This window comes from Paenibacillus sp. N3.4 (assembly GCF_008017805.1).
GTDB lineage: Bacteria > Bacillota > Bacilli > Paenibacillales > NBRC-103111 > Paenibacillus_E.
In genome coordinates, this window is sequence record NZ_VRTT01000027.1 from 49,185 (window position 1) to 73,363 (window position 24,179).

General features: G+C 42.9%; 20 protein-coding genes and 3 pseudogenes. All 23 read right to left on the bottom strand.

Translation table 11 applies throughout. The features are described from left to right. Window positions 1-29 precede the first annotated feature (29 nt). The gene (gene nusA, locus FU659_RS15560) at window positions 30-1,127 is read right to left on the bottom strand and encodes a transcription termination factor NusA (protein ID WP_147948425.1); all 1,098 of its coding nucleotides are present in this window, start codon (window positions 1,125-1,127) and stop codon (window positions 30-32) included. 36 nt (window positions 1,128-1,163) lie between these two features. Next, window positions 1,164-1,628, bottom strand: coding sequence for a ribosome maturation factor RimP (gene rimP / locus FU659_RS15565; protein WP_261807842.1), 465 nt, complete (start codon window positions 1,626-1,628; stop codon window positions 1,164-1,166). A gap of 223 nt (window positions 1,629-1,851) precedes the next feature. Next, window positions 1,852-6,164 (bottom strand): annotated as a pseudogene (locus tag FU659_RS15570) (PolC-type DNA polymerase III). A 68-nt stretch (window positions 6,165-6,232) separates the two neighbouring features. Beyond that, window positions 6,233-7,681, bottom strand: a complete 1,449-nt coding sequence (proS, locus tag FU659_RS15575) for a proline--tRNA ligase (protein ID WP_147948426.1) — start codon at window positions 7,679-7,681, stop codon at window positions 6,233-6,235. A gap of 32 nt (window positions 7,682-7,713) precedes the next feature. Further along, complete coding sequence (rseP, locus tag FU659_RS15580) at window positions 7,714-8,961, bottom strand: RIP metalloprotease RseP (protein ID WP_147948427.1); 1,248 nt, start codon at window positions 8,959-8,961, stop codon at window positions 7,714-7,716. A 271-nt stretch (window positions 8,962-9,232) separates the two neighbouring features. Continuing rightward, window positions 9,233-10,381, bottom strand: coding sequence for a 1-deoxy-D-xylulose-5-phosphate reductoisomerase (locus FU659_RS15585; RefSeq protein ID WP_147948428.1), 1,149 nt, complete (start codon window positions 10,379-10,381; stop codon window positions 9,233-9,235). A 21-nt stretch (window positions 10,382-10,402) separates the two neighbouring features. Then, window positions 10,403-11,197, bottom strand: coding sequence for a phosphatidate cytidylyltransferase (locus FU659_RS15590; protein WP_147948429.1), 795 nt, complete (start codon window positions 11,195-11,197; stop codon window positions 10,403-10,405). 83 nt (window positions 11,198-11,280) lie between these two features. Further along, window positions 11,281-12,054: an undecaprenyl pyrophosphate synthase gene (locus FU659_RS15595; protein ID WP_147948430.1), complete on the bottom strand. Its 774-nt coding sequence runs from the start codon at window positions 12,052-12,054 to the stop codon at window positions 11,281-11,283. A 64-nt stretch (window positions 12,055-12,118) separates the two neighbouring features. Further along, window positions 12,119-12,673 carry a ribosome recycling factor gene (gene frr, locus FU659_RS15600; RefSeq protein ID WP_147948431.1) on the bottom strand — a complete coding sequence of 185 codons (555 nt, stop codon included), beginning with the start codon at window positions 12,671-12,673 and terminating at the stop codon, window positions 12,119-12,121. Between the two features lie 3 nt (window positions 12,674-12,676). Further along, the gene (gene pyrH, locus FU659_RS15605) at window positions 12,677-13,402 is read right to left on the bottom strand and encodes a UMP kinase (RefSeq protein ID WP_147948432.1); all 726 of its coding nucleotides are present in this window, start codon (window positions 13,400-13,402) and stop codon (window positions 12,677-12,679) included. 92 nt (window positions 13,403-13,494) lie between these two features. Then, window positions 13,495-14,145, bottom strand: a complete 651-nt coding sequence (gene tsf, locus FU659_RS15610; protein WP_029195234.1) for a translation elongation factor Ts — start codon at window positions 14,143-14,145, stop codon at window positions 13,495-13,497. Window positions 14,146-14,254: 109 nt separating this feature from the next. Beyond that, window positions 14,255-14,952: pseudogene (rpsB, locus tag FU659_RS15615) on the bottom strand (30S ribosomal protein S2). Between the two features lie 245 nt (window positions 14,953-15,197). Continuing rightward, window positions 15,198-15,704 carry an endolytic transglycosylase MltG gene (locus FU659_RS15620; RefSeq protein WP_147948433.1) on the bottom strand — a complete coding sequence of 169 codons (507 nt, stop codon included), beginning with the start codon at window positions 15,702-15,704 and terminating at the stop codon, window positions 15,198-15,200. Then, window positions 15,697-16,314 (bottom strand): hypothetical protein, encoded by a 618-nt coding sequence (locus FU659_RS15625; protein WP_187274177.1) that lies wholly within the window; start codon window positions 16,312-16,314, stop codon window positions 15,697-15,699. The genes FU659_RS15620 and FU659_RS15625 overlap by 8 nt, the downstream gene beginning before the upstream one ends. A gap of 3 nt (window positions 16,315-16,317) precedes the next feature. Further along, window positions 16,318-16,641, bottom strand: coding sequence for a hypothetical protein (locus tag FU659_RS15630; protein ID WP_147948435.1), 324 nt, complete (start codon window positions 16,639-16,641; stop codon window positions 16,318-16,320). Between the two features lie 19 nt (window positions 16,642-16,660). Beyond that, window positions 16,661-18,069 (bottom strand): annotated as a pseudogene (locus tag FU659_RS15635) (DUF342 domain-containing protein). 35 nt (window positions 18,070-18,104) lie between these two features. Beyond that, entirely contained in the window at window positions 18,105-18,893 is a 789-nt protein-coding gene (locus FU659_RS15640) for a FliA/WhiG family RNA polymerase sigma factor (protein ID WP_147948436.1), read from the bottom strand. 18 nt (window positions 18,894-18,911) lie between these two features. Further along, window positions 18,912-19,343, bottom strand: a complete 432-nt coding sequence (locus tag FU659_RS15645; protein ID WP_147948437.1) for a hypothetical protein — start codon at window positions 19,341-19,343, stop codon at window positions 18,912-18,914. Between the two features lie 3 nt (window positions 19,344-19,346). Continuing rightward, a complete protein-coding gene (locus FU659_RS15650) occupies window positions 19,347-19,841 on the bottom strand; it encodes a chemotaxis protein CheD (RefSeq protein ID WP_147948438.1) in 495 nt (164 codons plus the stop codon). Further along, the gene (locus FU659_RS15655) at window positions 19,838-20,458 is read right to left on the bottom strand and encodes a chemotaxis protein CheC (protein ID WP_147948439.1); all 621 of its coding nucleotides are present in this window, start codon (window positions 20,456-20,458) and stop codon (window positions 19,838-19,840) included. The genes FU659_RS15650 and FU659_RS15655 overlap by 4 nt, the downstream gene beginning before the upstream one ends. Before the next feature lie 4 nt (window positions 20,459-20,462). After that, complete coding sequence (locus FU659_RS15660; protein ID WP_147948440.1) at window positions 20,463-20,924, bottom strand: chemotaxis protein CheW; 462 nt, start codon at window positions 20,922-20,924, stop codon at window positions 20,463-20,465. 28 nt (window positions 20,925-20,952) lie between these two features. Next, on the bottom strand, window positions 20,953-23,019 hold the full coding sequence (locus FU659_RS15665) for a chemotaxis protein CheA (RefSeq protein ID WP_147948441.1): 2,067 nt from the start codon (window positions 23,017-23,019) through the stop codon (window positions 20,953-20,955). A 50-nt stretch (window positions 23,020-23,069) separates the two neighbouring features. After that, window positions 23,070-24,170, bottom strand: coding sequence for a protein-glutamate methylesterase/protein-glutamine glutaminase (locus tag FU659_RS15670; RefSeq protein WP_147948442.1), 1,101 nt, complete (start codon window positions 24,168-24,170; stop codon window positions 23,070-23,072). Window positions 24,171-24,179 lie beyond the last annotated feature (9 nt).

Below are 24,179 nucleotides of genomic sequence, written 5' to 3' on the forward strand. Positions count from 1 at the left end.
TCCGATCACCCCTTGCTCCAAACAAAAACTTAATCGATACTGACAGAATCCTGGTGCATTTCTTCCGCGTAAGTTTTCACTCTGCCATATTCTTGTTCCGCTTGCGTCTCACTTTTAATGTCAATTTTCCACCCAGTTAACTTGGCAGCTAAACGAGCATTTTGACCTTTGATACCGATAGCGAGAGAAAGCTGATAATCCGGTACGATGACGCGTGCCATCTTCTCGTTTTCATGAATTTGCACTTCAAGCACTTTAGATGGACTAAGGGCATTCGCCACATATTCCTCTACGCTTTCCATCCAACGCACAATGTCTATTTTCTCGCCGCGAAGCTCGCTAACAATCGTCTGAACGCGCAAACCTTTAGGTCCTACACAGGAGCCTACCGGATCTACTTCAGCATTGCGTGAATGAACAGCGATCTTGGAACGGAAACCAGCCTCACGCGCAACAGAGCGAATCTCGACAACGCCATCAAATATTTCAGGAACTTCCAGTTCGAAAAGCCGCTTTAACAGCCCTGGGTGCGTTCTGGATAAAATAATTTGTGGTCCCTTTGTCGTATTCTCAACCTTCGTAATATACGCTTTAATCCGGTCACCCTGCTTGAATTTATCGGTAGGCATTAGTTCAGTCAAAGGAAGTACGGCCTCGACTTTACCCAAATCCACATAAATATTACGCTGATCTTGACGCTGAAGAATACCGGTTACAATATCCTCTTCTTTGTCGATAAAAGCGTTATAAATCAAACCACGCTCGGCTTCACGAATACGTTGTGTCACGACTTGCTTCGCTGTTTGAGCAGCAATGCGGCCGAAATCACGCGGTGTTACTTCAATTTCAACGATATCATCCAATTGGTAATTCGGGTTAATTTCACGGGAAGCATGCAGTGAAATTTCCAATCTTGGATCCAATACGTCCTCAGTTACAGCTTTACGAGCATATACCTTAATGAGACCAGTATGACGATTGATATCGACTCGCACATTTTGTGCGGTGTTGAAATTGCGTTTATAACTTGAAATCATCGCTGCCTCAATTGCGTCGATCAGCAGCTCCTTAGAGATACCTTTCTCGCGTTCAATCTCTGACAGTGCATCGATAAAATCCGTGTTCATTTGAACCGAGTCCCCCCTTTCAATAGATAACGATGACTAAAAAACAATGGCTAGTCGAGCACTTGCCACTTTAGTGATCGGAATGGTTTTGTTCTTTTTGCCAATTTCAATAACGAGCTCTTCGTCATCAAAAGAAAGCAGCAAACCTTCAAATTCCTTAGAACCATCGATTGGCTCGTAGGTGGTAACAAATACATGACTATTCACAGCCTTGTGATAATCCTGTGGTTTCTTAAGCGGACGCTCTGCGCCAGGGGAAGAAACTTCCAAGAAATAAGCTTCAACAATAGGATCTTTTTCATCCAGTTGCGTACTTAAGTACTCACTGATGCGGCTGCAATCATCTATATCAATTCCGCCTTCTTTGTCTGCATAGACGCGAAGGAACCAATTGCTGCCTTCTTTGACATATTCAATATCCACGAGTTCAAATCCATTTTGTTCAATGAAATCTTTCAGCATGTCCTCAATGACGGATTTGATTTGCGCTTGTGTAGCCACAGATAAATGTACCCTCCTAAATTGACTTTCCCTTGATTCACAACGAAAAAGTCCTATATCAAAATGTAAAGAGTGGGTTTCCCCACTCTTTAATCACAAGATGATATCCTCATTATTGCCAATAAAAATTATACCATAACCATTCTTTGCATTACAATAGCAAACTTGTTAATCATTTTCACTTGACAGCCTAACTATTAACAAAGAAATTAACGTTGAAAACTTAGAATAAAGACAGTTGATTCGATTCCGGCATCCCTCGGAAGCAGCCCATAGAAGAAAGCAGCTCAATAACAGTCTTCGACGCTTTGGAACGATTTTGGAAATCTTCGACGGATAAAAAATCGCCTTCTTCTTTGGCAGCAGCGATATTTTTAGCTGCACTCTCGCCAATCCCGGACATCGCAGCAAAAGGAGGAATGAGCGCAGTCCCATCAATCACAAACTTTGTTGCATCAGATCGATAAATATCAATAGGCTTGAAACTGAAGCCGCGAGAAGTCATCTCTAGTGACATTTCCAAAATGGAAACCATCGCTTTTTCTTTAGGCAGTGCTTGAAAGCCCTTATCTTCAATTTCGATCAGACGCTTAAGAATGGCATCATACCCTTGACAAAGCAATTCGAGATCAAAATCAGCTGCACGCACGCTAAAGTAAGTCGCATAGTAAGCAATCGGATGATACACCTTAAAGTAAGCTGTACGCACAGCTGAGATAACATAAGCCGCGGCATGCGCTTTAGGAAACATGTACTCGATGCGTTCGCATGATTCAATATACCAAGCAGGTACGTTGCAGCGTTTCATTTCATCTTTCCATTCATCGGTCAGTCCTTTACCTTTACGCACACTTTCCGTAATTTTAAAGGCCAGACCTGCATCCATACCGGCTTTATAAATCAAATAAAGCATGATATCATCCCGACAGCCGATTACGGTTTTGATATTACAAATCCCTTTTTTAATCAGCTCTTGTGCATTCCCGAGCCAAACACCTGTTCCATGAGACAAACCAGAAATTTGGAGTAAATCTGCAAAAGAGCTTGGTTGTGTTTCCTGCAGCATCTGCCTTACGAACTTAGTTCCCATCTCAGGTACGCCATAAGTAGCAACCGGAGAGCGGATTTGATCCGGTCTGACATTAAGGGCATCTGTCGAATTGAATATACTCATGGCTTTGGCATCATTCATCGGGATCGTTGTAGGATCAATTCCCGTTAAATCCTGCAGCATTCTCATCATTGTCGGATCGTCGTGACCCAGAATATCAAGCTTAAGTAAATTCGCATCGAAAGCATGATAATCGAAGTGAGTTGTCATCCATTCGGAATTTTTATCATCCGCTGGAAATTGCACAGGTGTGATATCATCGACTTCCATATAATCAGGAACAACGACGATACCCCCAGGATGCTGTCCTGTACTTCGTTTGACTCCGGTACAACCTGAAGCCAATCGATTGATTTCCGCGCCGCGCCACTTCTGTCCCTGCTCTTCCTCATACTTTTTCACATAGCCAAATGCCGTCTTCTCGGCTACTGTACCGATGGTCCCTGCACGGAACACACTTTTTTCACCGAATAGTACTTTGGTATAATTATGCGCTACAGGCTGATATTCACCCGAGAAGTTCAAATCGATATCGGGAACCTTATCTCCTTTGAACCCAAGAAACGTTTCGAAAGGAATATCGTGACCGTCCCCTTTCAAGTTGCCACCGCAATTCGGGCATACTTTGTTAGGAAGATCAAAGCCGCTGGGCACGCTGCCATCCAAAAACCATTCGCTATGTTGACAAGAGGCACATAAATAATGCGGCGGCAACGGATTAACTTCCGATATGCCAAGCATCATCGCTACAACCGAAGAGCCTACGGACCCCCGAGAACCTACCAGATAGCCATCTTCGTTGGACTTCTTAACAAGTCGCTCAGAAATCAAATAGTTGGCAGAGAAACCGAACTTAATGATAGGTACGAGTTCTTTTTCAAGACGTGCGATAATAACTTCCGGCAATTCGTCTCCATACATTTTCTTTGCTGTCTCATAGCAGGTGTTGCGAATCTCTTCATCCGCACCCTCAATAATAGGAGTAAACAGTTTATCAGGAAACAGCTCAATTTCTTCAAAGCGGTCAGCAAGATCATTCGTGCTGCGAATAACAACCTCATAGGCTTTTTCTTCACCCAGAAACTTAAATTGTTCCAGCATCTCTTTGGTCGTCCGGAAATGGGCATCCGGCTTTTTCATGGATTTAAGCGGACTAAATCCTGTAATGCCATTAATCGTAATATCGCGGCATACTTTTTCCCTTGGATGTAGATAGTGAACATTCCCCGTTGCAATGACCGGTTTTCCTGATTTATAGCCAATTTCACAAACACGGCGAACGGCATTTTCAAGATCCTCTTCACTGCCTACAAGTCCTTTCTCTACTAAATGCATATTATAGCTGACAGGCTGGATTTCGAGAATATCATAGAATTCAGCTACTTGCTCGGCTTCTTCTAATGATTTATTCAAAACAGCCTCGAAAAACTCGCCTTTTTCACAGCCGGAGGTAATCAGAAGTCCTTCTCTCAACTCCACAAGAACACTTTTCGGAATACTGGCTGTTCGTTGTAAATAAGTCGTATGGGATAAGGAAATAAGCTTAAACAGGTTTTTCTTGCCGATAGCGTTTTGCGCATAAATGCAGCAATGGAATGGACGTTGATTCGACAAATCTTTCCCGACATAATCGTTCAACTTCACCAAATTCGTAATTTGTCGATCATTCGCTTCATTGATTAAGTGATACAAAACATATCCCAGCGCGATGGAATCGTCGATCGCACGGTGATGGTTGTCTAAACTGACTTTAAACTTATCTGATAAGGTATTAAGCCGATGGTTTTTCATTGACGGAAAAAGGAATCTGGCTAATTCCAGTGTATCTAGCACCGAATTCGTAACTTCTGGCAAACCCATGCGCCGCAAATTCGCTTGAAGAAAACCCATGTCAAATCGCGCGTTGTGTGCCACGAGCACAGCATCCTCAATAAACTCAACAAACTTGGGAAGCTCTTGTTCGATATCAGGCGCGTCTTTAACCATATCATCATCAATATTCGTAAGCTGTTGAATATTGTAAGGTATTTTCGTATGCGGGTTAATAAATGTAGCAAAACGGCCAATTTCTTTCCCATCCTGCATTTTCACACCGGCAAGCTCTATAATTCTATTATTTGTTACCGATAATCCAGTGGTCTCTACGTCAAAAATCACATAAGTACCAAGCTTCAAGTCCATATCCCGTGAATTCATCACAATAGGTACGGAGTCATTGACCACATTGGCTTCCAATCCAAAAATGACTTTGACGCCGTGCTTTTTAGCCGCTTTCCCTGCATCCGGGTAACACTGAATATTGCTGTGATCGGTAATGGCTATCGCTTTATGTCCCCATTTCGCAGCCGTCTTCACATATTGATCAACGGAGGTGAGCGCGTCCATCGTACTCATATTGGTATGCAAGTGAAACTCCACGCGTTTCTCTTTCGCATCATCCATGCGATCTTTGGGCCCCATAACTTCATTAAGATCGTTCGGAATCATGACCAGCTCAGGGATTTGCATAAAACGATCATATTCCACTTTACCGCGTGCGCGAATCCATGTTCCATTAGCCAGAAGGCTGAGAATTTTTACGTCATCCTTCGTTTTGCCAAACACCTTCATCGCCATAGAATCCGTAAAGTCTGTTAAGTTAAACGTAAATAACGTACTTCCGTTCCGCAGTTCCTTTACTTCTAAACCGAACACGGTGCCTTGTACGGTAATTTTCTTCTCTTCTTCTTGGATATCTTTGAGCGGAGTTGGCACTTCTTTAATGTCATACCCAATCATTAGCTTAAGATCCGTATCCGGCAATGAAGAATCTTCTTCTTCCTGATCAATAGACATCATGATCTCTTGGGTGATCGTTTTCTCGCCTTGCTCCCGCTGTTTAGCAAACTTCTCATACTCTGCTTCAATTTCTGTAGAGTCGCTAATTGCATATTTGACGGAAAGCTCGGTTTGAAAATAATTATGAAAAAAAATTACGAATATACATAATCGATATTTTTTTTCTTAGCCAGCTCAAGTCCTATTTGATCGAGCATAATAAGAGTGAGCGTATCTCCCTGTACTTCGAACTTCGCTTTCATCATCCAACCATTAATAGAAGCGACTTCCCTTTGAAGCCATTCCATGAAAAGAATCCAATATTCATCTACGAGAGCAGCCTTGTCCACTTCTTGAAACTTCCAAATAAACCGAATCTTCGCTATTTGAGCAAACTTTTCTTGAATCATTTTACAAAAAGTACGGTAAATGTGATGAGGAACCAAATCATTTTTCACCAAATAAAAGGTCCAGTCGCGATTTTTCCGACTTATTTCTACTTGATCGATGTACCCTTCCGCAAAAAATGAACGCACGGTATCGGCTGGAATCTCGGCCTGCTGCATCAAAAGCTCGAAGCGATTCCGTTTATCAGCCAAATTACTCATGAATATCCTCCCCACAAAAATACGAAGGGCAAAGGAAATGTTGCATTCCATTTGCCCTTTGAATGTAATTAATAACTACGGCCGAAAACGACCATGTGTTTAGCTGGATCACCACAAACCAAACAAGTTGATTTCGTTACAGATGGTTCGAAAGGAATGTTACGGCTAGTTGCGCCCGTCTCTTCCTTCACTTGTGTTTCACAAGCAGCAGAGCCGCACCAACCTGCCAACGCAAAACCACGTTTGGTTTCCAGGAAAGTTTTGAATTCATCAATGGAGTCCACAGCTATATAATGATCATCACGGAACTGCTTTGCTTTATCATACATCTGCTGATGAATCTCAGCAAGCAAATTTTGCACTTCCTGAACGAAGTCCGCCTGCTGCACGACTTTCTTCTCACCGCTCACGCGTGATACAAGAACAACTTGTCCATTCTCCATGTCACGTGGTCCTAATTCTACGCGAATCGGCACTCCGCGCATTTCATATTCATTGAATTTCCAGCCTGGGCTTTGATCAGCGCGATCGTCTACTTTAACGCGAACACCCGCTTTTTTAAGCTCTGCAAAAAGCTCATCCACTCGACCAATCACCTGATCTCGCGTTTTTGGCGGCCCAATTGGAATCATAATGACTTGTGTTGGCGCTACTTTAGGAGGCAGTACAAGTCCACGATCATCTCCATGAACCATAATTAAAGCTCCTATTAGACGAGTGCTCACACCCCAAGAAGTGGTGTGCGCAAATTGATGCTGATTTTCTCTATCTAAGAACTTAATATCAAACGCAACGGCGAAATTCGTTCCAAGGTAATGGGAAGTACCTGCTTGAACGGCTTTCCCATCCTTCATCATCGCTTCGATGGAGAAGGTGTCCAGGGCTCCGGCGAATTTCTCCGATGGCGTTTTTTGACCGACGATAACCGGAATCGCTAAGAAGTCCTCTGCAAATTTACGATAAACCTCCAGCATTTGCATCGTTTCACGGCGAGCATCCTGCTCGTCTTCATGAGCGGTATGCCCTTCTTGCCACAAAAACTCAGTTGTGCGAAGAAAAGGCAGCGTGCGTTTCTCCCAACGCACAACGTTCGCCCACTGGTTGATCAGCAAAGGAAGATCACGGTAGGAATTAATCCATTCCGCATACATGTGCCCGATCATCGTCTCTGATGTCGGACGAATGGCTAAACGTTCTTCCAGCTTCTCACCGCCAGCTTCCGTTACCCATGGTAATTCCGGATTAAACCCTTCCACATGCTCTTTTTCCTTTTGGAAAAAACTTTCCGGAATAAACAAGGGGAAATAGGCATTACGATGGCCTGTTTCTTTAAATTTGCTATCCAGCTCACGTTGAATATTTTCCCAGATTTCATAGCCATCCGGTTTGAAAACGATGCAGCCACGAACAGGTGAGTAACTCATTAAATCTGCTTTCTTAATGACATCTATGTACCAACGGGAGAAATCTTCTCCCTGTGGTGTAATCTCTTTAACAAACTGTTTATCGTTTGACATAAACCCTCCCACATTTAAGGACTAACCCTTAATCAATCGCAAATATCATTATACGTTACAGCTACCATTAATAGCATCAACAAGGCAAATCCTACGAAATGAACCATACTTTCCCGATTCGGATCTATCGGTTTGCCGCGCAATGCTTCCAGACCCATGAAAAGAAGACGACTTCCATCCAAAGCAGGGATCGGGAGCAAATTGAAAATCCCTAGATATAAACTCAGCGTAGCTGTCCAAGAAATCAACGAAGCCATTCCGAGTTTTGCAAACTCAGCAGATACTTGTGCCGTTCGAACAGGCCCGCCCAAATCATCCAGCTTAAATTGGAGGAAAACAAGCTTCTGCAAGCCAGTCACAATGCCAATTGTAGTACCTACAACTTGATCATAAGTTCCCGTCAGCACTTCTTTAAAACTTGCCGTTCTCCGATCCCCAGAGATGACAACACCCAGTTTACCAGCACCTGATTCCATCTCAGGCGTAACTTGCAGCGTAACTGGGTTGCCAGCTCGATTCACCACCCAAGTCATTGGTTTGCCAGCCGATGATTGAATGGAAGTCACCAACTTCTCACGGTCGTCACCAATCGGTTGATTATCAATCGACATGATAATGTCACCCTTAAGCAAACCCGCTTTTTCTCCTGCTTTGCCAGCAAGCACGGAATCTAACTTAACGTTAGTGAAAACACCCGACATGATCACCACAATCAGAAATAACACGATCGCAAGCAAGAAATTCATCACAGGTCCCATTACGATAGCGATGGCTCTCTTACCGACTGTTTTCGAGCCAAATTGACGATCATAAGGAGCAATCTGCGTTTCTGCGCCTTTGGCAACCATCATGGCTTGAGGATCAACTGGGTAAGTCACCTTTTCCCCATCAACATCTAAGGAAAGTTGGAGAGCTCTTTCCAAATCAATGTGTTCCACGACACCCATAATTACATTAGAACGTCGATCCAATTGATCCAGATAAAGTGAAGTGACTTCATTTTTTTTATTAAGCTTGATCGCGACCGTTTGTCCGGGATTCACCTGAACAATTTCGGGGTCCTCTCCAGCCATACGAACAAATCCACCAATCGGCAAAAGGCGCAAGGTATAGCGGGTCTCCCCTTTTTTATAAGAAAAAATCTTCGGTCCAAAACCAATGGCAAACTCTCTCACTAAAATACCTGCACGTTTCGCAAAGTAAAAATGACCCCATTCGTGGATCGATACAAGTACGAAAAACATCAAAATAACTTTCAATCCAACTTCTATGGCTGACAAGTCGTATTTCCTCCTTCAAGTTTTCTTTAGAAAACTCGCTTCGTAAAATTAGCTTTAGCGTTTTCGTTTGAGAACGGCATCAAAGACACCAACTGACCTATCGACAGCATGTTCTAAGATTACCATTATTGAACGGCTGAATACAAGCTATACCCAGTTAGGACAGTATACGAAAGTGGAGTTTGATTTAGACTTTACTTCAATTTCCTCTAGGTCATTGATTGAAAAAAGAGCTGAGCCACCCTCGCTGACCTTAGCTCTTGTAAAAACATTAAAATTGGATGGAAGCTGTATACGTTCTTGCCCACAGATCCTGCTCGTTAATCATTTCAAGAACCGGATTAGCTTGAGATTCATGCTTTTGCAAAACCGTTTCAATCAATTGTTCAATTTGCAAAAACGTAATGTCACCTTTCAGAAAGCGAGCAACAGCGACTTCATTAGCCGCGTTATAAACGGTAGGCGTCGTTCCGCCTTGTTTGCCGCTTTCAAACGCCATACGCAGGCAAGGATATCTCGTATAATCCATCTCCATAAAGTGAAGCTTTCCGATTGCTGCTAAATCAAGCCGCTTGGTAGGTGTTGGAAATCGGTCTGGATAGGTTAACGCATACTGAATCGGCACACGCATATCTGGATTACCGAGCTGGGCAATAACACTGTTATCCACGAATTCTACATAGGAATGAATAACGCTCTCCGGATGTACCAATACATCAATTTGCTCATAGGCAAGATTAAATAACCAATGCGCTTCAATCACTTCGAGACCTTTGTTCACCATGGTCGCCGAATCAATGGTAATTTTTGCTCCCATGGACCAGTTCGGATGCTGAAGTGCTTGTTGAACTGTAACACCAACAAGTTCATCACGTGTTCGATCACGGAATGATCCTCCGGAAGCTGTTAAGGTAATCTTGGCAACTTGTGAACGCTTTTCACCATTCAAACATTGGAAAATAGCTGAATGTTCACTATCAATGGGCAGCATGGACACACCTTGACGGCGTACAGCCTCCGTCACGATGTGACCTGCACTCACCAATGTCTCCTTGTTGGCCAGACCGATGTGTTTCCCTGCTTGAATAGCGGCCAGCGTTGGCTTCAAACCTTGACTCCCGACTAAAGCGGTTACGACTAAATCGGCATCTGTTGAAGCGGCTACTTCCATCAAACCTTCTTCACCAAACATAACCCTTGTATCACTAGAGACGTGTTGCCTGACCTCATCCGCTAAGGCTTTCGTAGCGACGGACACCAATTTGGGGCGAAATGCTTGAGCTTGTTCAATAATTAATTGCGTATTATATCCGCCCGCAAGAGCTTCAACTTGAAATTTCCCTGGGTCATGCGCAACAATGTCTAACGTCTGTGTACCAATAGAGCCTGTCGAACCCAGAATAGCAATGCGTTTGGTCATAATCCACCTCGTTGATGACAATTATTGAGGGAGAATACCGATCCAATGAATAAATGGGAATACAATCAGCCAACTATCCATTCGGTCCAGTACGCCACCATGTCCGGGAAGCAGTGTTCCCGTATCTTTAATTCCTTTTACGCGCTTATAAGCAGACTGTATCAAGTCCCCAATTTGTCCTACAACAGCAATAACAAAACCAAGCAATAAAGCAGTGCCTAGGTTAAGCAATTCAGGCGCATACCAAGCGAAGCCAAGTGCCGCAATCATGGCTATGACAATTCCGCCAATTGCGCCTTCTATCGATTTATTCGGACTAATTTGTGGCCATAGTGGGTGTTTTCCCAGCTTTGAACCGACGAAATATGCACCTGAATCTGATGCCCATATGCAGACAAACACCATAATGGTCCAAAATAAACCATGTTCAGGCAAACGAGTCGCAATCATGTAATAAAAGCCTAAGCCGATATAAACAATACCTAGTAATATGACCGATACCTGATCAATTGTTATCGTATTTTTAGACGCAACAGTAATAAAAAGAAGGACAAACATAGCAAGCCAAATAACGGCGGAGGAATGAATAGTAATCGAATCTCCAAACATTTCCCACGGGATAGATAATAAAAGCAAGGCAACCAGTCCGACGAAGCTTGTTAATTTATACTTCGTAAAACCGTTCATGCGCATATATTCTCTATATCCGATAATCGAGAGGAGAACGATTAACCCCGCGTACCAATAACCGCCCAATACTAATAAGGTAATGAATACGAGTCCGGCAATAACGCCTGTGACGATCCTCTGCTTCACGTGGAATCCTCCTAGATGAAAAACTTCAACTAATAATCCGTTCAAAATAAGAAGCTTCATCCGAAAAATCAGGCTATCTTTTGTTAAATACCGCCATATCTTCTTGCTCGACGCTGATATTCGGCGATTGCTTCCAGAAACAATGTTTCTGTAAATTCCGGCCAATACGCTTCTGTAAACCAGAGCTCAGAATATGCTAGTTGCCACAATAGAAAATTGCTTAGTCGAAGCTCACCGCTAGTCCGAATCAGTAAATCAGGGTCCGGCAATTCTGAAGTCAGCATGTAGGAGGAAAAAATAGCTTCATCCAATTCTTCCGTCTGCAGCTTACCCGCTTGAACATCACGAATCATTTCTTGAACACCCATCATGATCTCTTTGCGACTGCCATAGTTCAAGGCAAAATTAAGAATGAGTCCGGTGTTATTCTTCGTTCGTTCAATCGCGCCTTCTATCGCTTTGAGCGTATAGTCAGGCAAGCCTTCCTTCCAACCCGTCATCCGAATACGAACATTGTTCTGAATGAGTTCTTCAATTTCCTTCGGGAAAAACTCTTGAGGTAATTTCATCAAAAAATCGACTTCATCTTTCGGTCTTTTCCAATTTTCCGTTGAAAAAGCATACATCGTTAGAACCTTAACGCCTAAGTCATTTGCAGCCATAGTAATTTTTTTAACATTTTTCATACCTGAATGATGTCCTGCAACACGTGGCAGCCCTCTTTGTTTTGCCCAGCGTCCATTGCCATCCATAATTATCCCGATGTGCGCCGGTACTTTATCCAAGTCGATCTGTGGCGAATTCGCCGCTGTGTGCGAAGCTTTAAATCTAAACCAATGTTTTAAAAATTTGAACACGGTAGTTCCTCCCACCTAGGGAAAGATGAAAAACCCCCAGTGAATACCCGGGGGCATATCTATCTTATACTTCCATGATTTCTTTTTCTTTAGCGGCCAATACTTTCTCAACTTCCGCTACAAATTTATCCGTAAATTTCTGAATATCTTCTTGATGTTTACGGGATTCATCCTCAGAGATCCCTGCTTTTTCAAGCTTTTTGATCTCATCGTTCGCATCACGGCGAATGTTGCGAATCGCAATTTTAGCTTCTTCGCCAAATTTTTTCGTCATTTTTACGAGGTCGCCACGACGCTCCTCTGTTAAAGCCGGAATCACAATTCGAATAACAAGACCATCGTTTGAAGGAGTGAGGCCCAAATCAGACTTCATGATCGCCTTCTCAATCGATGTCATTGAACTTTTATCCCATGGCTGAATAAGCAATGTACGTGAATCCGGTGTTGTCAAATTGGCCAATTGGTTTACAGGCGTCATAGCCCCGTAGTATTCCACTTGGATACGATCTAGTAAAGATGGAGTAGCACGACCAGCACGAAGCGATGTTAAATCTCGTTTTAAAGCACCGATTGCTTTATCCATCCGGTCTTCTGCATTCTTTTTCACTGATTGAGGCATGTTTTAAACACTCCCTTTGACTGTTGTCCCAATTTTTTCACCAAGGACAACTCGTTTGATATTCCCTTTTTCGGTAATCGAGAAAACCACCAATGGAATATTGTTATCCATACAGAGGGAAGAAGCGGTGGAGTCCATGACACCAAGATTGTTGCTAATGACTTCCATATAAGTTAACGTCTCAAATTTCTTAGCCGTTGGATCTTTGAAAGGATCTGCCGAATAGACGCCATCTACTTTATTTTTAGCCATGAGAATAACTTCGGCTTCAATTTCAGCTGCTCTTAAAGCGGCTGTCGTATCCGTAGAGAAATATGGATTCCCTGTACCTGCTGCGAAAATGACAACTCTGCCTTTTTCAAGGTGACGCATGGCTCTTCTGCGAATGTAAGGCTCAGCTACTTGCTGCATGGTAATGGAGGATTGAACCCTTGTAGGCACATCGATATTCTCAAGCGCATCTTGTAAGGCCAGTGAATTCATGACGGTTGCTAGCATCCCCATGTAATCTGCAGTTGCACGATCCATGCCCTTTTCACTACCTGCTATTCCCCGCCAGATGTTTCCACCACCAACAACGATAGCGACTTCTACATTTAATTCTACAACGTCCTTCACCTGCTGTGCAATGGAGGTAATGACTTCCGAATCAATGCCATAACCTTGCTGTCCTGCCAAAGCTTCTCCGCTTAATTTCAGCACCACTCTTTTATAAAAAGGTTGACCCAACTTCTAAAACCTCCGTTTCAATGCGTAAACAGATACTGCTTATTGGCTAAAAAAGAAGGAACACCAAGTGTTCCATCTTTTTGAAAAGCCTATTATAGTTTAACTTGGGACATAACTTCTTCTGCAAAGTTTTCTTGTTTCTTCTCAAGACCTTCACCAAGTCCGAAACGTACGAAGCGACGAATGGAGATATTCTCACCGATTGCTGCAATTTTCTCATTCAGCAATTGGTCAATTGTTTTATCCGGATCTTTAACGAATTGTTGTTCCATCAAGCAGAACTCTTCGTAGTATTTACCGATGCGGCCTTCAACCATTTTATCAATGATTTTCTCTGGCTTGCCTTCGTTTAAAGCTTGGTTGCGAAGAATTTCTTTTTCTTTTTCCAAAGCTTCTGTCGGCACTTCTTCACGACGAACATAAGTCGGATTAGCAGCAGCGATGTGCATAGCGATGTCACGGCAGAAAGTTCTGAATTGCTCTGTTTTACCAACGAAGTCAGTTTCACAGTTAATTTCTACAAGTACGCCAACTTTACCGCCAGCATGGATGTAAGATTCTACTGCGCCTTCAGTTGCGATACGGCCTGCTTTGTTAGCTGCAGCTGAAAGACCTTTCTCACGAAGCAATTCTCCTGCTTTCGTGATATCGCCATTTGCTTCTTCAAGCGCCTTTTTACAATCCAACATACCTGCGCCTGTTTTTTCACGTAATTCTTTCACCTGTGCTGCTGTAACTGCCATTGAAAGAAACCTCCCGATTGTTATATGTAGTTATTTCCATGATTCTTTAAAAAAGGGTGGTGACAGGCTGTTACACCTTCCAACCACCCTTTTGAACGTTTCCTATAAATTAAGCTGTTGTTTGCTCGCCTTGATGTGCTTCGATAACCGCATCAGCAATTTTAGCAGTTAACAATTTAACTGCGCGAATCGCATCATCGTTACCAGGAATCACGTAGTCGATTTCGTCTGGATCGCAGTTTGTATCAACGATACCAACGATTGGAATACCCAATTTACGAGCTTCAGCAACAGCAATACGCTCTTTGCGTGGGTCGATAATGAACAAAGCGCTAGGCAAACCTTTCATGTTCTTGATTCCGCCTAGGAATTTTTCAAGACGATCTTTCTCTTTACGGAGAATGATAACTTCTTTCTTAGGAAGAACTTCGAATGTACCGTCTTCTTCCCATCTTTCAAGGGTTTTCAAACGATCAATACGTTTTTGAATGGTTTGGAAGTTTGTTAAAGTACCACCCAACCAACGTTGTTGATGAAGTACATGCCGCAACGTTCTGCTTCTTCAGCAACGGAATCTTGCGCTTGTTTTTTCGTTCCTACAAAAAGAATCGTACCATTATCTTCAGAAACGGATTTAACAAAGTTGTAAGCTTCTTCAACTTTTTTAACCGTTTTTTGTAGATCGATAATGTAAATACCGTTTCTTTCTGTAAAGATGTATTTGTCCATTTTCGGATTCCAACGACGTGTTTGGTGACCGAAATGTACGCCAGCTTCTAAAAGCTGTTTCATGGAGATAACTGCCATCCCCAATCCCTCCTCTAAAATGGTTTATTTGGTATCCGCCGCCTATCGCATCTTTGTATAACACTTACAAAGTAAGCACCATTATACAAATTGACGGGCGTGAGTTTTTAACACCGTGAATAAATATACCACAACTCAAATGTCTATGCAACCTTTTGTCAGAATAGCCCTATTCTCCGAAAAATCTGCTGTTTCCTTTAACCCAAACATAAAAAAAAGACCTCCAAAAATCTTCATTTGTTGGTCTATTGTTGCGCTGTTATTAAATTAAGTACAACCTTCTGAATATCCTGTGGTCCTTCAAATACGTGAAAACCAACTTGGATCTTGTAATTGCCGCCTTGTTTCTCGAGTTCTGTCGCGAAAGCCTTGCGATCCGAAATGACACCGGCTTTGAACAGCAATTCACTTACAGCAGTAGCATCCAAATTAGGTTGAACATAAACAATCGTTTTAGAAGAAGCCTCGGCTTCTTTCACTTTGGGCTGCTCTTGCGGTTTCACTGCCAAACGTTTGTCCGTTTCTTCTTTTACTTTCTTATCTAATTCAGCTTGGGTATAAACAACAGTATCTTTATCAAATACTTGATAGTACTTAGATGTCCGTTCTTTGAGTTTCTGAGGATCCAGATCGTCAATAGCAACACTAGTAGGCGCCGGTGCACTAACCCGAACGGACATGAGTTGAAGCAGCAATGCCCCAACGATGATGCCTGTTCCTATTCCCACTACATATGAACGATTCTTAAACACGCGTCTGTTCCTCCTGTCTAGAAAGCTGAAGGATTAGACTAACTTCCCCTTTGTTCATGCCTAATTTTTTAGCAATGGCTTCTACCCCTTTGCCTTCATCATGTAGAGCAAACAGCTCCATGTATCTGCTCTTCATGCTTAAGCCTGGGTAAGTAGGTTGTTCAACAGCCTTCTCAATGATAGTTTCGAATACAGGCGTCAGATTCTGTTCATTTATGGCTTCACGTTGAGATGCGACAACCATATCCATTGGACTATTTGGAGTTAGCTGTGTCAGTTGGCTCACATGTGCTTTGGTTAACTCCTGTGACAACTCATGCTTTTGCTTTTCAAGAGATTCAAGTCTACCAGCCAGCTTTGCAAGCTCAATCTCATAATCTTGTTTGGTTCGCGAAAAGAGATCTAGAAGGGCTTGGTTTTGCTCATCCATCTCAGCGGCGAAATGCTCGATTGTTTCTTCAATTTCCTGAACGACATTTGTTTTTGGCGAAGATGCAGCCGAATTTTTGGGAAGGAAGCGAGCGTAAACAATCAAGACAAGACCTAGAAGCACAACATACATCAACGGCTGCAGGGCCATTTCGTTCACCTTTTCCTTAAATGAAATCATGTGTTACAGTGATAAATCGATATGGTGTCCCTTATAGGGATGATCTGAATGATTAATCCCTTCGTTGGATTCAACAGCCGATTTACCACCGTTCCTATTCTTTGTTTTATTCCGTTCTTGTTTCTGACGACGATGATCTTTGATCCCCGTTCGCGTGCTCTCTTCAAGTTTGCTGCTGCGATGACGATCATTTTCCGTTGTTTTCACAGCTTGATGTTCTAAAATAGTTTCGTCCTGCCGCGGTTTTTGCATAAGTTGATTTTGCCGGATGCCTGCTTCGTCATTTTTGTGTACGGCGAACTGTAAATCGATGGATTTGAAGCTCATCGTTTACCCTCTCCTTCATTTACACATATGCACTCATAGAGATATCGCCATCTGTTAATCGGAATGTCATGCGATTCGTTGGATCTTTAATAAACTTGGTGTAACGCCCAATAACAACCTTGGTTCCACCATAGATAGTCGACAATATTTCCACTTTTGCTTTTTCTGAATCCTCAAGTGATTTTCAATTTCCAGCATACGATCTCGCAAGTTATTTTGTTCTTCAAGCGCCTGCTTTTTCGTATGATTAAGCTTAATCCGCATGGCGACTTTATCGGGTCCAAGCTGCCCGGCTGCAGCCAATTGATCCAACAAAGAAAGCGCTTTATCCGTCTTGTCCATATTTTCCATATAAATTCTTAATTGATTTCGGAGTTGAATCATTTCATTGCGTAGTTCAGGGAGAACGCCTACTTCGACGTTAGTCGCCGTCGACATGGAATTACCAATCGTACGCGCTGTGACACGTTCACCAGCTTGGATTGTGCCTCCCACTATGAGTCCTTTAGAGCCACTGCAATTTACAGCTTTGCCTGCGCGGATTGTTGAATGCATGATACTCTGGGTTACGATTAAATCTTCACCAGCCTCAACCATAGCATCTTGAATGAAAGAACTCTTCACATTCCTGCCCGCTTTTAAATGAGCTTTATTTTGACCAACGATACCTGCATGAATATCTATAGATCCTTCTGCTTCAAGTTCAGCTGCTTCTACACCACCGGTGACACGAATATCGCCAGATGCACGAATTCTAAAGCCAGGGAGTACGTTGCCTCGAATCACAACCGTACCGATGAAATCAATATTACCAATGCTAAAATCCACATCACCATTCACTTCGTAAACAGGAAACACATTGATTTTATCCCGATCCGTTTTGACTACCATCCCATCGATAGCCGCATACAATGCCATTTGTTCAGCATCTGCAATCACGTTTTTGCCTAATTTAAATCGTGCTTCTTTACCAGCTTTGGTAAAGAGGACTTCCCCTGTAACTGCACGACCGGGAATGCCTTCCGCGGCCAGAACACGCTGCCCTATGAGTTGGCCCTTTTTAATATTATGAATAGAAACAACTTCTTTATAATTTACCCGGCCGTCATCTAGCTCAAGCGGTTTTTTTTCATTCACATCAAAGTTGTATAAATATGTAATAGACCCATTCTTTCCTTCTTGTGGATTTATGCCTGTTGCAATAACGACCTTTTGATTGTAAAAAGGTCTCGGATCCAATGCAATCGTTGCGAGCAAGGGGCGATTTAAGCCATAGACGATATGATTTGCTTTCAACAGGTCTTCTAATTGACCTAGACTGACTTTAAAGTTCTCATCCGCATTATTAATTAGTGCATATGCTGATAATTTGTCATTTGAAATGGAAATCGTTATGTAGAAATCCAAAGGCATGTTCCTTTCCAGCATGGACATACCACCCTTTCATTTCCGACTAATTCTTATTATGAATCTTGGAAAAGCTGATTTTTAAAACGTCCAAGTACTCCTTTTAGACGAAGGATAGCCTTGGAATGCAACTGTGAAATGCGGGAAGGAGATAAGCACATCACTTCGGCAATTTCACTAAGTGAGAGTTCCTCAAAATAAAATAACGATACGACCGTTCGCTCTTTCTCCGTCAACCGTTCAATCGCGCGAGCCAAAGAATCCTTTAAATAAAACTCATTAACCTTAGACTCCGGATTTTTGGCTTTCTCATCAACAAGCAATGAGAGACGTGTTTCCGATTCCTCGTCTCTTATGGGATCATCGATGGAACATATCGTCGTAATGGATATATCCTGAAGCATCTGTTGAAAATCATGCTCGCTAATTTGTAAATAGCTGCTTATTTCCGAATCTGTAACAGAACGAAGATATTGTTGTTCAAGCTTCTGGTAAGCATCTTCTACCTTTTTGGCCTTTTCTCTTACGGAGCGTGGTACCCAATCCCCTTGTCTTAAGCCATCAATAATAGACCCGCGAATTCTCCAAGAAGCATACGTTTCGAATTGCAGTCCACGCGCATAGTCGAATTTCTCAACAGCATCTATAAGGCCCATTACTCCAAAGCTCGAAAGGTCCTCTTTCGACACACTTTTAGGAAGCCCTATGGCTAGACGTCCGGATACATAATCGACCAAAGGCAAATAACCTTCAATCAACGATTGCTTAGCTGGTATCCATCCCTGCTCTTTCCACTGCTTCCATAAATCGATATTGGCTAGTTGTGATTGCTTTTGTTCGATCATGAGTTACGTTCCACATCCTTAGTCTTCTGACATACGCCTCAAGGCACCCGCCAGTTGTTCAGGGTCCAAATTACTCTTGGTGACTAGCTTAGGTGGATTCAATGGTGAAAATTGCGCATTTGTGGATGGCAAAGAGGCACTTGTACTCAAGTTGCCCTTCAACAATTCACGTGTTTCTGCATCCTCGTCAGGTGTAACCAAATCTAGCGATTGACCAACTGCTGCATCCGCTATTGGATTATCAAATGAAGAATGTCCGGCAGCACGCTCAGCTCCGAGCATAACCCCCAGCACCCATCTAAAACCAAATGTTAGAATAAACATAATCGCAAAGCTGTAAATACTTTTGAGACATGTGGACAAAAAAAGATTATTTCCAATAGACAAGCCAAATGTTAATAAGCCAGCCAACGCAGCAACGATGACATTAATCCGAATAGTTCCTATCATGTTTTAGATTTCCTTTACTCCTAATTGAACGCTACGAATAAATAGAATGCCAGACTCGCTATGAAACTCTATCGTTCGCCCATAATTAGCTCCAGTATCCTCGCCTTTAATAGGTATGCGAAATTTATTCAACATTTCTTTACATGATTCTACATTTCTCGGTCCAATTCTCATCGTATCATTATTTCCAGCAAAAGCAAACATCTGAGCACCGCCAGCAAGTTTAGCCTCTAGCTTACTCACACTTGCTCCCAGTTTTTCCATTCTTGAAATTAACTCAGGAATAGCAGTATCCGCGTATTTAGCTATATTAAGAGTTCCTTCACGAGCAATTTCTGAAGAAGGCAACATCACATGAGCCATCCCTGCAACTTTAACGCGACTATCATACAGGGTGACACCCACACATGAACCCAGTCCTGTTGTCTTTAGCACACCGGTAAGATGAGCGACATTCAGGTCAGCCATTCCTACTTTAATCAGATTATCTTGGATCATGAAGATTCTACCCCTAATGCCGCAAATATTTTGCCAAACGATTCCGGATCAGGAATAAGGAAAAAATGCCCTTGAACCTCATTTTCCCCCTCCAAAAATTTCGTATCTATCAGAAGTGCTTGATCTCCCATTTGCCCAAACTGCAGTAAACCATAACTTAAAATAGCTCCAGCCATATCAATAGCTAACGCAGGCACGGTAGGCTGCATATTCAAATTGGTGAAGTCTGCAAGAGATGACAGATACGATCCCGCCAAAATGTTGCCAATTTCATTTAGAGCAGACAATTCTAACTCCGAATATTCGTCATCGCTTTGTAGCTCAAAACCGATAAGATCTCCTAACATCTTTCTGGCGGAATCCAAATTTAAGATAAAAAACATATTCCCCGGAGCATCTCCATCTACACGAAGAAAGATGGCAAGAACTACCGTCTCCGCTCCACCGACACTTTCGCATATTTCTTCAAAAGGAAGCATTCTCACCTTCGGAACGAGCATATCAATCGGCTTGTCCAGCAGTGTAGATAGCGCGGTAGCGGCATGACCCGCGCCAATGTTTCCCACTTCCTTTAGGACATCCATTTGGAAATCAGCTAAATGATTAAACACATCCACTACTTTATTCCTCTACTCTTTCTAGCTGCTGGATCTCATGACGGTCAAGAACTTGCTCTAAATTAAGCAGCACAAGCAATCTTTGCTCACCAACACGTGCAATCCCATCCAAATATTTGGCTTTGATTCCGCCGACAATTTCCGGAGGGTTATCAATGTTGTCCGTATCCAAATCTATCACATCATTCGCAGAGTCAACGATTAAACCAACTTCAAAATCGCCGGCAGAAACGATGATAATGCGTGTAGCATCAGAATTCTCTTTTTGCTCTAAACCAAACCTTGCGCGCAGGTCAATAATAGGAATAACAACGCCACGCAAATTAATAACACCTTTAATGAATTCTGGTGCTTTGGGTACGCGAGTCATTGGTTGCATTCTTTCAATCGTTCTTACTTTCTCTACTTCTACACCATACTCTTCGGCTCCAAGTGCGAAGACGATTACTTTTTTTTCTTCTCCCATTGTGAAATCCTCCTTCAAAATGTTGGTGTTATTTGATTAGAGCATTTGGATCAATGATTAAAGCCACTTGTCCGTCGCCCAGAATGGTTGCTCCAGATATGGCAAACAAACCTGATAAATATTTGCCCAATGTTTTCAATACAATTTCTTGTTGACCGATGAATTCGTCTACCATCAGAGCCACTTGCTTGTCACCTTTTCGAACAACGACAATTTCAGTCTCTTCTTCTAAATCCTCATTGAAGTCAGGGACATTAAATAGTCCACTTAAGGAGACTAACGGGATGACGGAATTGCGGTAATCGATCATTTTGTTACCATGTATATTGCGAATCTGCGCCTTCTGAATAGAAGCTGTTTCCACGATGGATGATAAAGGAATCGCATACTTCTCACTGCCCAAACGAACGAGCATAGCAGAAATTATCGACAGGGTTAGAGGCAGTTGAACGGAAAACTTGCTGCCGAAACCAGGCTTTGAATCAACCTGAACATGCCCGCCAAGCATTTGTATCTTCGTCTTCACCACATCGAGCCCAACACCACGACCGGAAATATCTGAAATTTTGTCTGCTGTACTGAACCCTGATGCGAATAACAGGTTATAAACTTCTAAATCACTTAATTTAGCCGCTTGTTCAGCAGTAACAAGTCCATTTTTCAATGCCGTTTTCAATACCTTTTCCCGATAAATTCCTCTTCCGTCTTCTTCGATTTCGATGAAAACGTGATTCCCGCTATGGAATGCTCGAAGTTGGATGGTGCCATGCTCGCTCTTGCCTGCTGCAAGTCGGTCTGTAATCGGCTCAATTCCATGATCCACAGCGTTTCGAAGTAAGTGAACAAGAGGGTCGCCAATTTCATCGATAACGGTGCGATCAAGTTCCGTTTCTGCCCCGGTAATAATCAAATCTACTTTCTTGTCCAATGACTTCGCTAAGTCACGAATCATTCGAGGAAAACGATTAAATACAGAATCAACCGGAACCATGCGAAGTTTCAACACGATATTTTGTAAATCACTGCTCACGCGAGACATATGTTCCACAGTTTCCGTGAGATCACTGCGTTTGACTTCGCTAGCTAGCTGCTCGAGACGAACACGATCGATTAACAGCTCACTGAACAGATTCATCAAAGCATCCAAACGTTCGATATCCACACGGATCGTTCGATTGGCAACAGGAGCTCCCCCTGCCGCAGCGGGTTTAGCAACAACGGCTGCTTCCACTTTCGGTGCAGCAACAGCAGGCGCCTCAGGCACTATCGCAGCAGCAACGGCTGCCGCAATTTCTCGTGTCGCAGCTTCCACTTCATTTTTGGGACGAGACAATTCTTCAAGAGATTCGGTATCCACCGTTATGATGACAGCAGATTCGATCTCTGAAACGTTTAATATCTCTTTCTCAAGCGTTCCTTGATCGACTTTGGAAATAAAGTAAAGGGAAAAGGAACGGTCAAACTTCTCTTGTTCGATTTCTTCAACAGACGGTGTCGCTTTTACAATCTCACCCAATCTTTCAAGTGCATCGAAGACCATGTAAGCGCGCGCTGCTTTCAAGACGCAATTTTCACGAACATTGACTTCTACATAAAAGACAAGGAAGCCTGATTCTATCGATTGTTGAAGAATGGAGAACTGATACTCATCCACAGCAATCCCTTTTGCTGCTTCTTTCACAGCCACAGCTGCAGGAGCTTGTGCTGTCATGTAATCGCCTGTCACAATAGAACGCAAAGCCGTTACAATGGAAGAAACGTCAGCTTTCCCGGTACCGCCTTGAATAATATCTTCAACCATCGACTCCAAAGAATCCAAGCTTTTGAAAATACAATCAAAGATGAAAGGATTCATAGCCAACTTGCTATTACGCACGAGATCTAGCACATTCTCCATTTCATGGGTAAGAGCAGCGATATCCTCAAAGCCCATTGTTGCGGACATTCCTTTCAACGTATGAGCAGAACGGAAAATGTTGTGCACAATACTAATGTCCTCAGGACTGCTCTCCAAACTCATCAAGTTATCATTCAGAGCTTGCAAATGTTCTTTGGACTCATCGATAAACATAGATAAATATTGACTAAGTTCCACAACCACACACCTCCAATAGAATCATTATGTAACCTACTTGATACCATTTTTCAATTCAGTATACATTGAGCTAACTTAACAGCGATCTCTTGTTGTGGTAGTATGTGCATCGCAGCTTTTATCTCAACTGCCGCTCGCGGCATTCCATAAACGACACATGTTTCTTCCGACTCGGCTATTGTCGTGGATGCGCCGGATTGTCTTAAGGAAAGCATCCCTTTGGCTCCATCACTCCCCATACCTGTCATTAGGACTATGTGCCGTTTCAATTCGCTCATGCCAATCAGAGACTCGAACATGACATCCACTGAAGGACGGTGACCTGAGCGTGGATCTTCTTTCGTTAATCGAATCTTGTATGTCTTAAACGTGTCCTTGTAGGCCGTCATATGCCAGCCTCCCGGCGCTACATAAGCAGTTGCCGTTTGAAGTGTATCTCCATCTTGAGCCTCAACCACCTGAATCTTAGATACATCGTTTAAACGCTGTGCTAAAGATTTGGTGAAATTGGGCGGCATATGCTGCACAATTAATATCGGTGCGGGAAAGCCAGCTGGAATATGCGAAATGACCTGATGCAAGGCACGAGGACCTCCCGTTGAAGTCCCTATAGCAACAAGATGTTCAAAATGAGTTGAGACTGGACTAACAAGTACCTTCTTATCCGGAGGTTTTATCAAGCCTACATTGCTTTTAACTGTGACAGGTTGGTTCTGCTTCACAGGCGAAGACTGCTGGAAAGACTTCATCCTGGTTCTAACCGCAATTTGCAGCTTCTCATGCAGTAGTTGTTTGACTTTATATAAATCCAGAGAAATCGAACCAGAAGGCTTTCGAATAAAGTCGACAGCGCCCCACTCAAGCGCTCTGATCGTCTCCGCTGCACCCTCTTGGGTCAGAGAGCTCAGCATGATAATAGGTGTTGGCTGCTCGGACATGATACGCTGCAGCGCATCTAAGCCATTCATCACAGGCATCTCTATATCCATGGTTACAGCATCAGGGCGTAAAAGCTTTACTTGTTCGATCGCTTCTTGGCCATTTTTGGCGGTTCCAATAATGGTGTACTGCGGATTTTCACTAATCAAATCGCTTATGATTTTTCGCATAAAGACGGAGTCGTCTACGACAAGAATGTTATATGGTGCCATGCTGTTTCC

Bases quoted from the DNA above. Each gene is read 5' to 3' on its own strand.
- nusA (WP_147948425.1), bottom strand. From the start codon at position 1,127: ATGAACACGGATTTTATCGATGCACTGTCAGAGATTGAACGCGAGAAA.
- proS (WP_147948426.1), bottom strand. From the start codon at position 7,681: ATGTCAAACGATAAACAGTTTGTTAAAGAGATTACACCACAGGGAGAA.
- FU659_RS15585 (WP_147948428.1), bottom strand. From the start codon at position 10,381: ATGACCAAACGCATTGCTATTCTGGGTTCGACAGGCTCTATTGGTACA.
- frr (WP_147948431.1), bottom strand. From the start codon at position 12,673: ATGCCTCAATCAGTGAAAAAGAATGCAGAAGACCGGATGGATAAAGCA.
- tsf (WP_029195234.1), bottom strand. From the start codon at position 14,145: ATGGCAGTTACAGCAGCACAGGTGAAAGAATTACGTGAAAAAACAGGC.
- FU659_RS15625 (WP_187274177.1), bottom strand. From the start codon at position 16,314: ATGATTTCATTTAAGGAAAAGGTGAACGAAATGGCCCTGCAGCCGTTG.
- FU659_RS15630 (WP_147948435.1), bottom strand. From the start codon at position 16,641: ATGAGCTTCAAATCCATCGATTTACAGTTCGCCGTACACAAAAATGAC.
- FU659_RS15640 (WP_147948436.1), bottom strand. From the start codon at position 18,893: ATGATCGAACAAAAGCAATCACAACTAGCCAATATCGATTTATGGAAG.
- FU659_RS15645 (WP_147948437.1), bottom strand. From the start codon at position 19,343: ATGATAGGAACTATTCGGATTAATGTCATCGTTGCTGCGTTGGCTGGC.
- FU659_RS15650 (WP_147948438.1), bottom strand. From the start codon at position 19,841: ATGATCCAAGATAATCTGATTAAAGTAGGAATGGCTGACCTGAATGTC.
- FU659_RS15660 (WP_147948440.1), bottom strand. From the start codon at position 20,924: ATGGGAGAAGAAAAAAAAGTAATCGTCTTCGCACTTGGAGCCGAAGAG.
- FU659_RS15670 (WP_147948442.1), bottom strand. From the start codon at position 24,170: ATGGCACCATATAACATTCTTGTCGTAGACGACTCCGTCTTTATGCGA.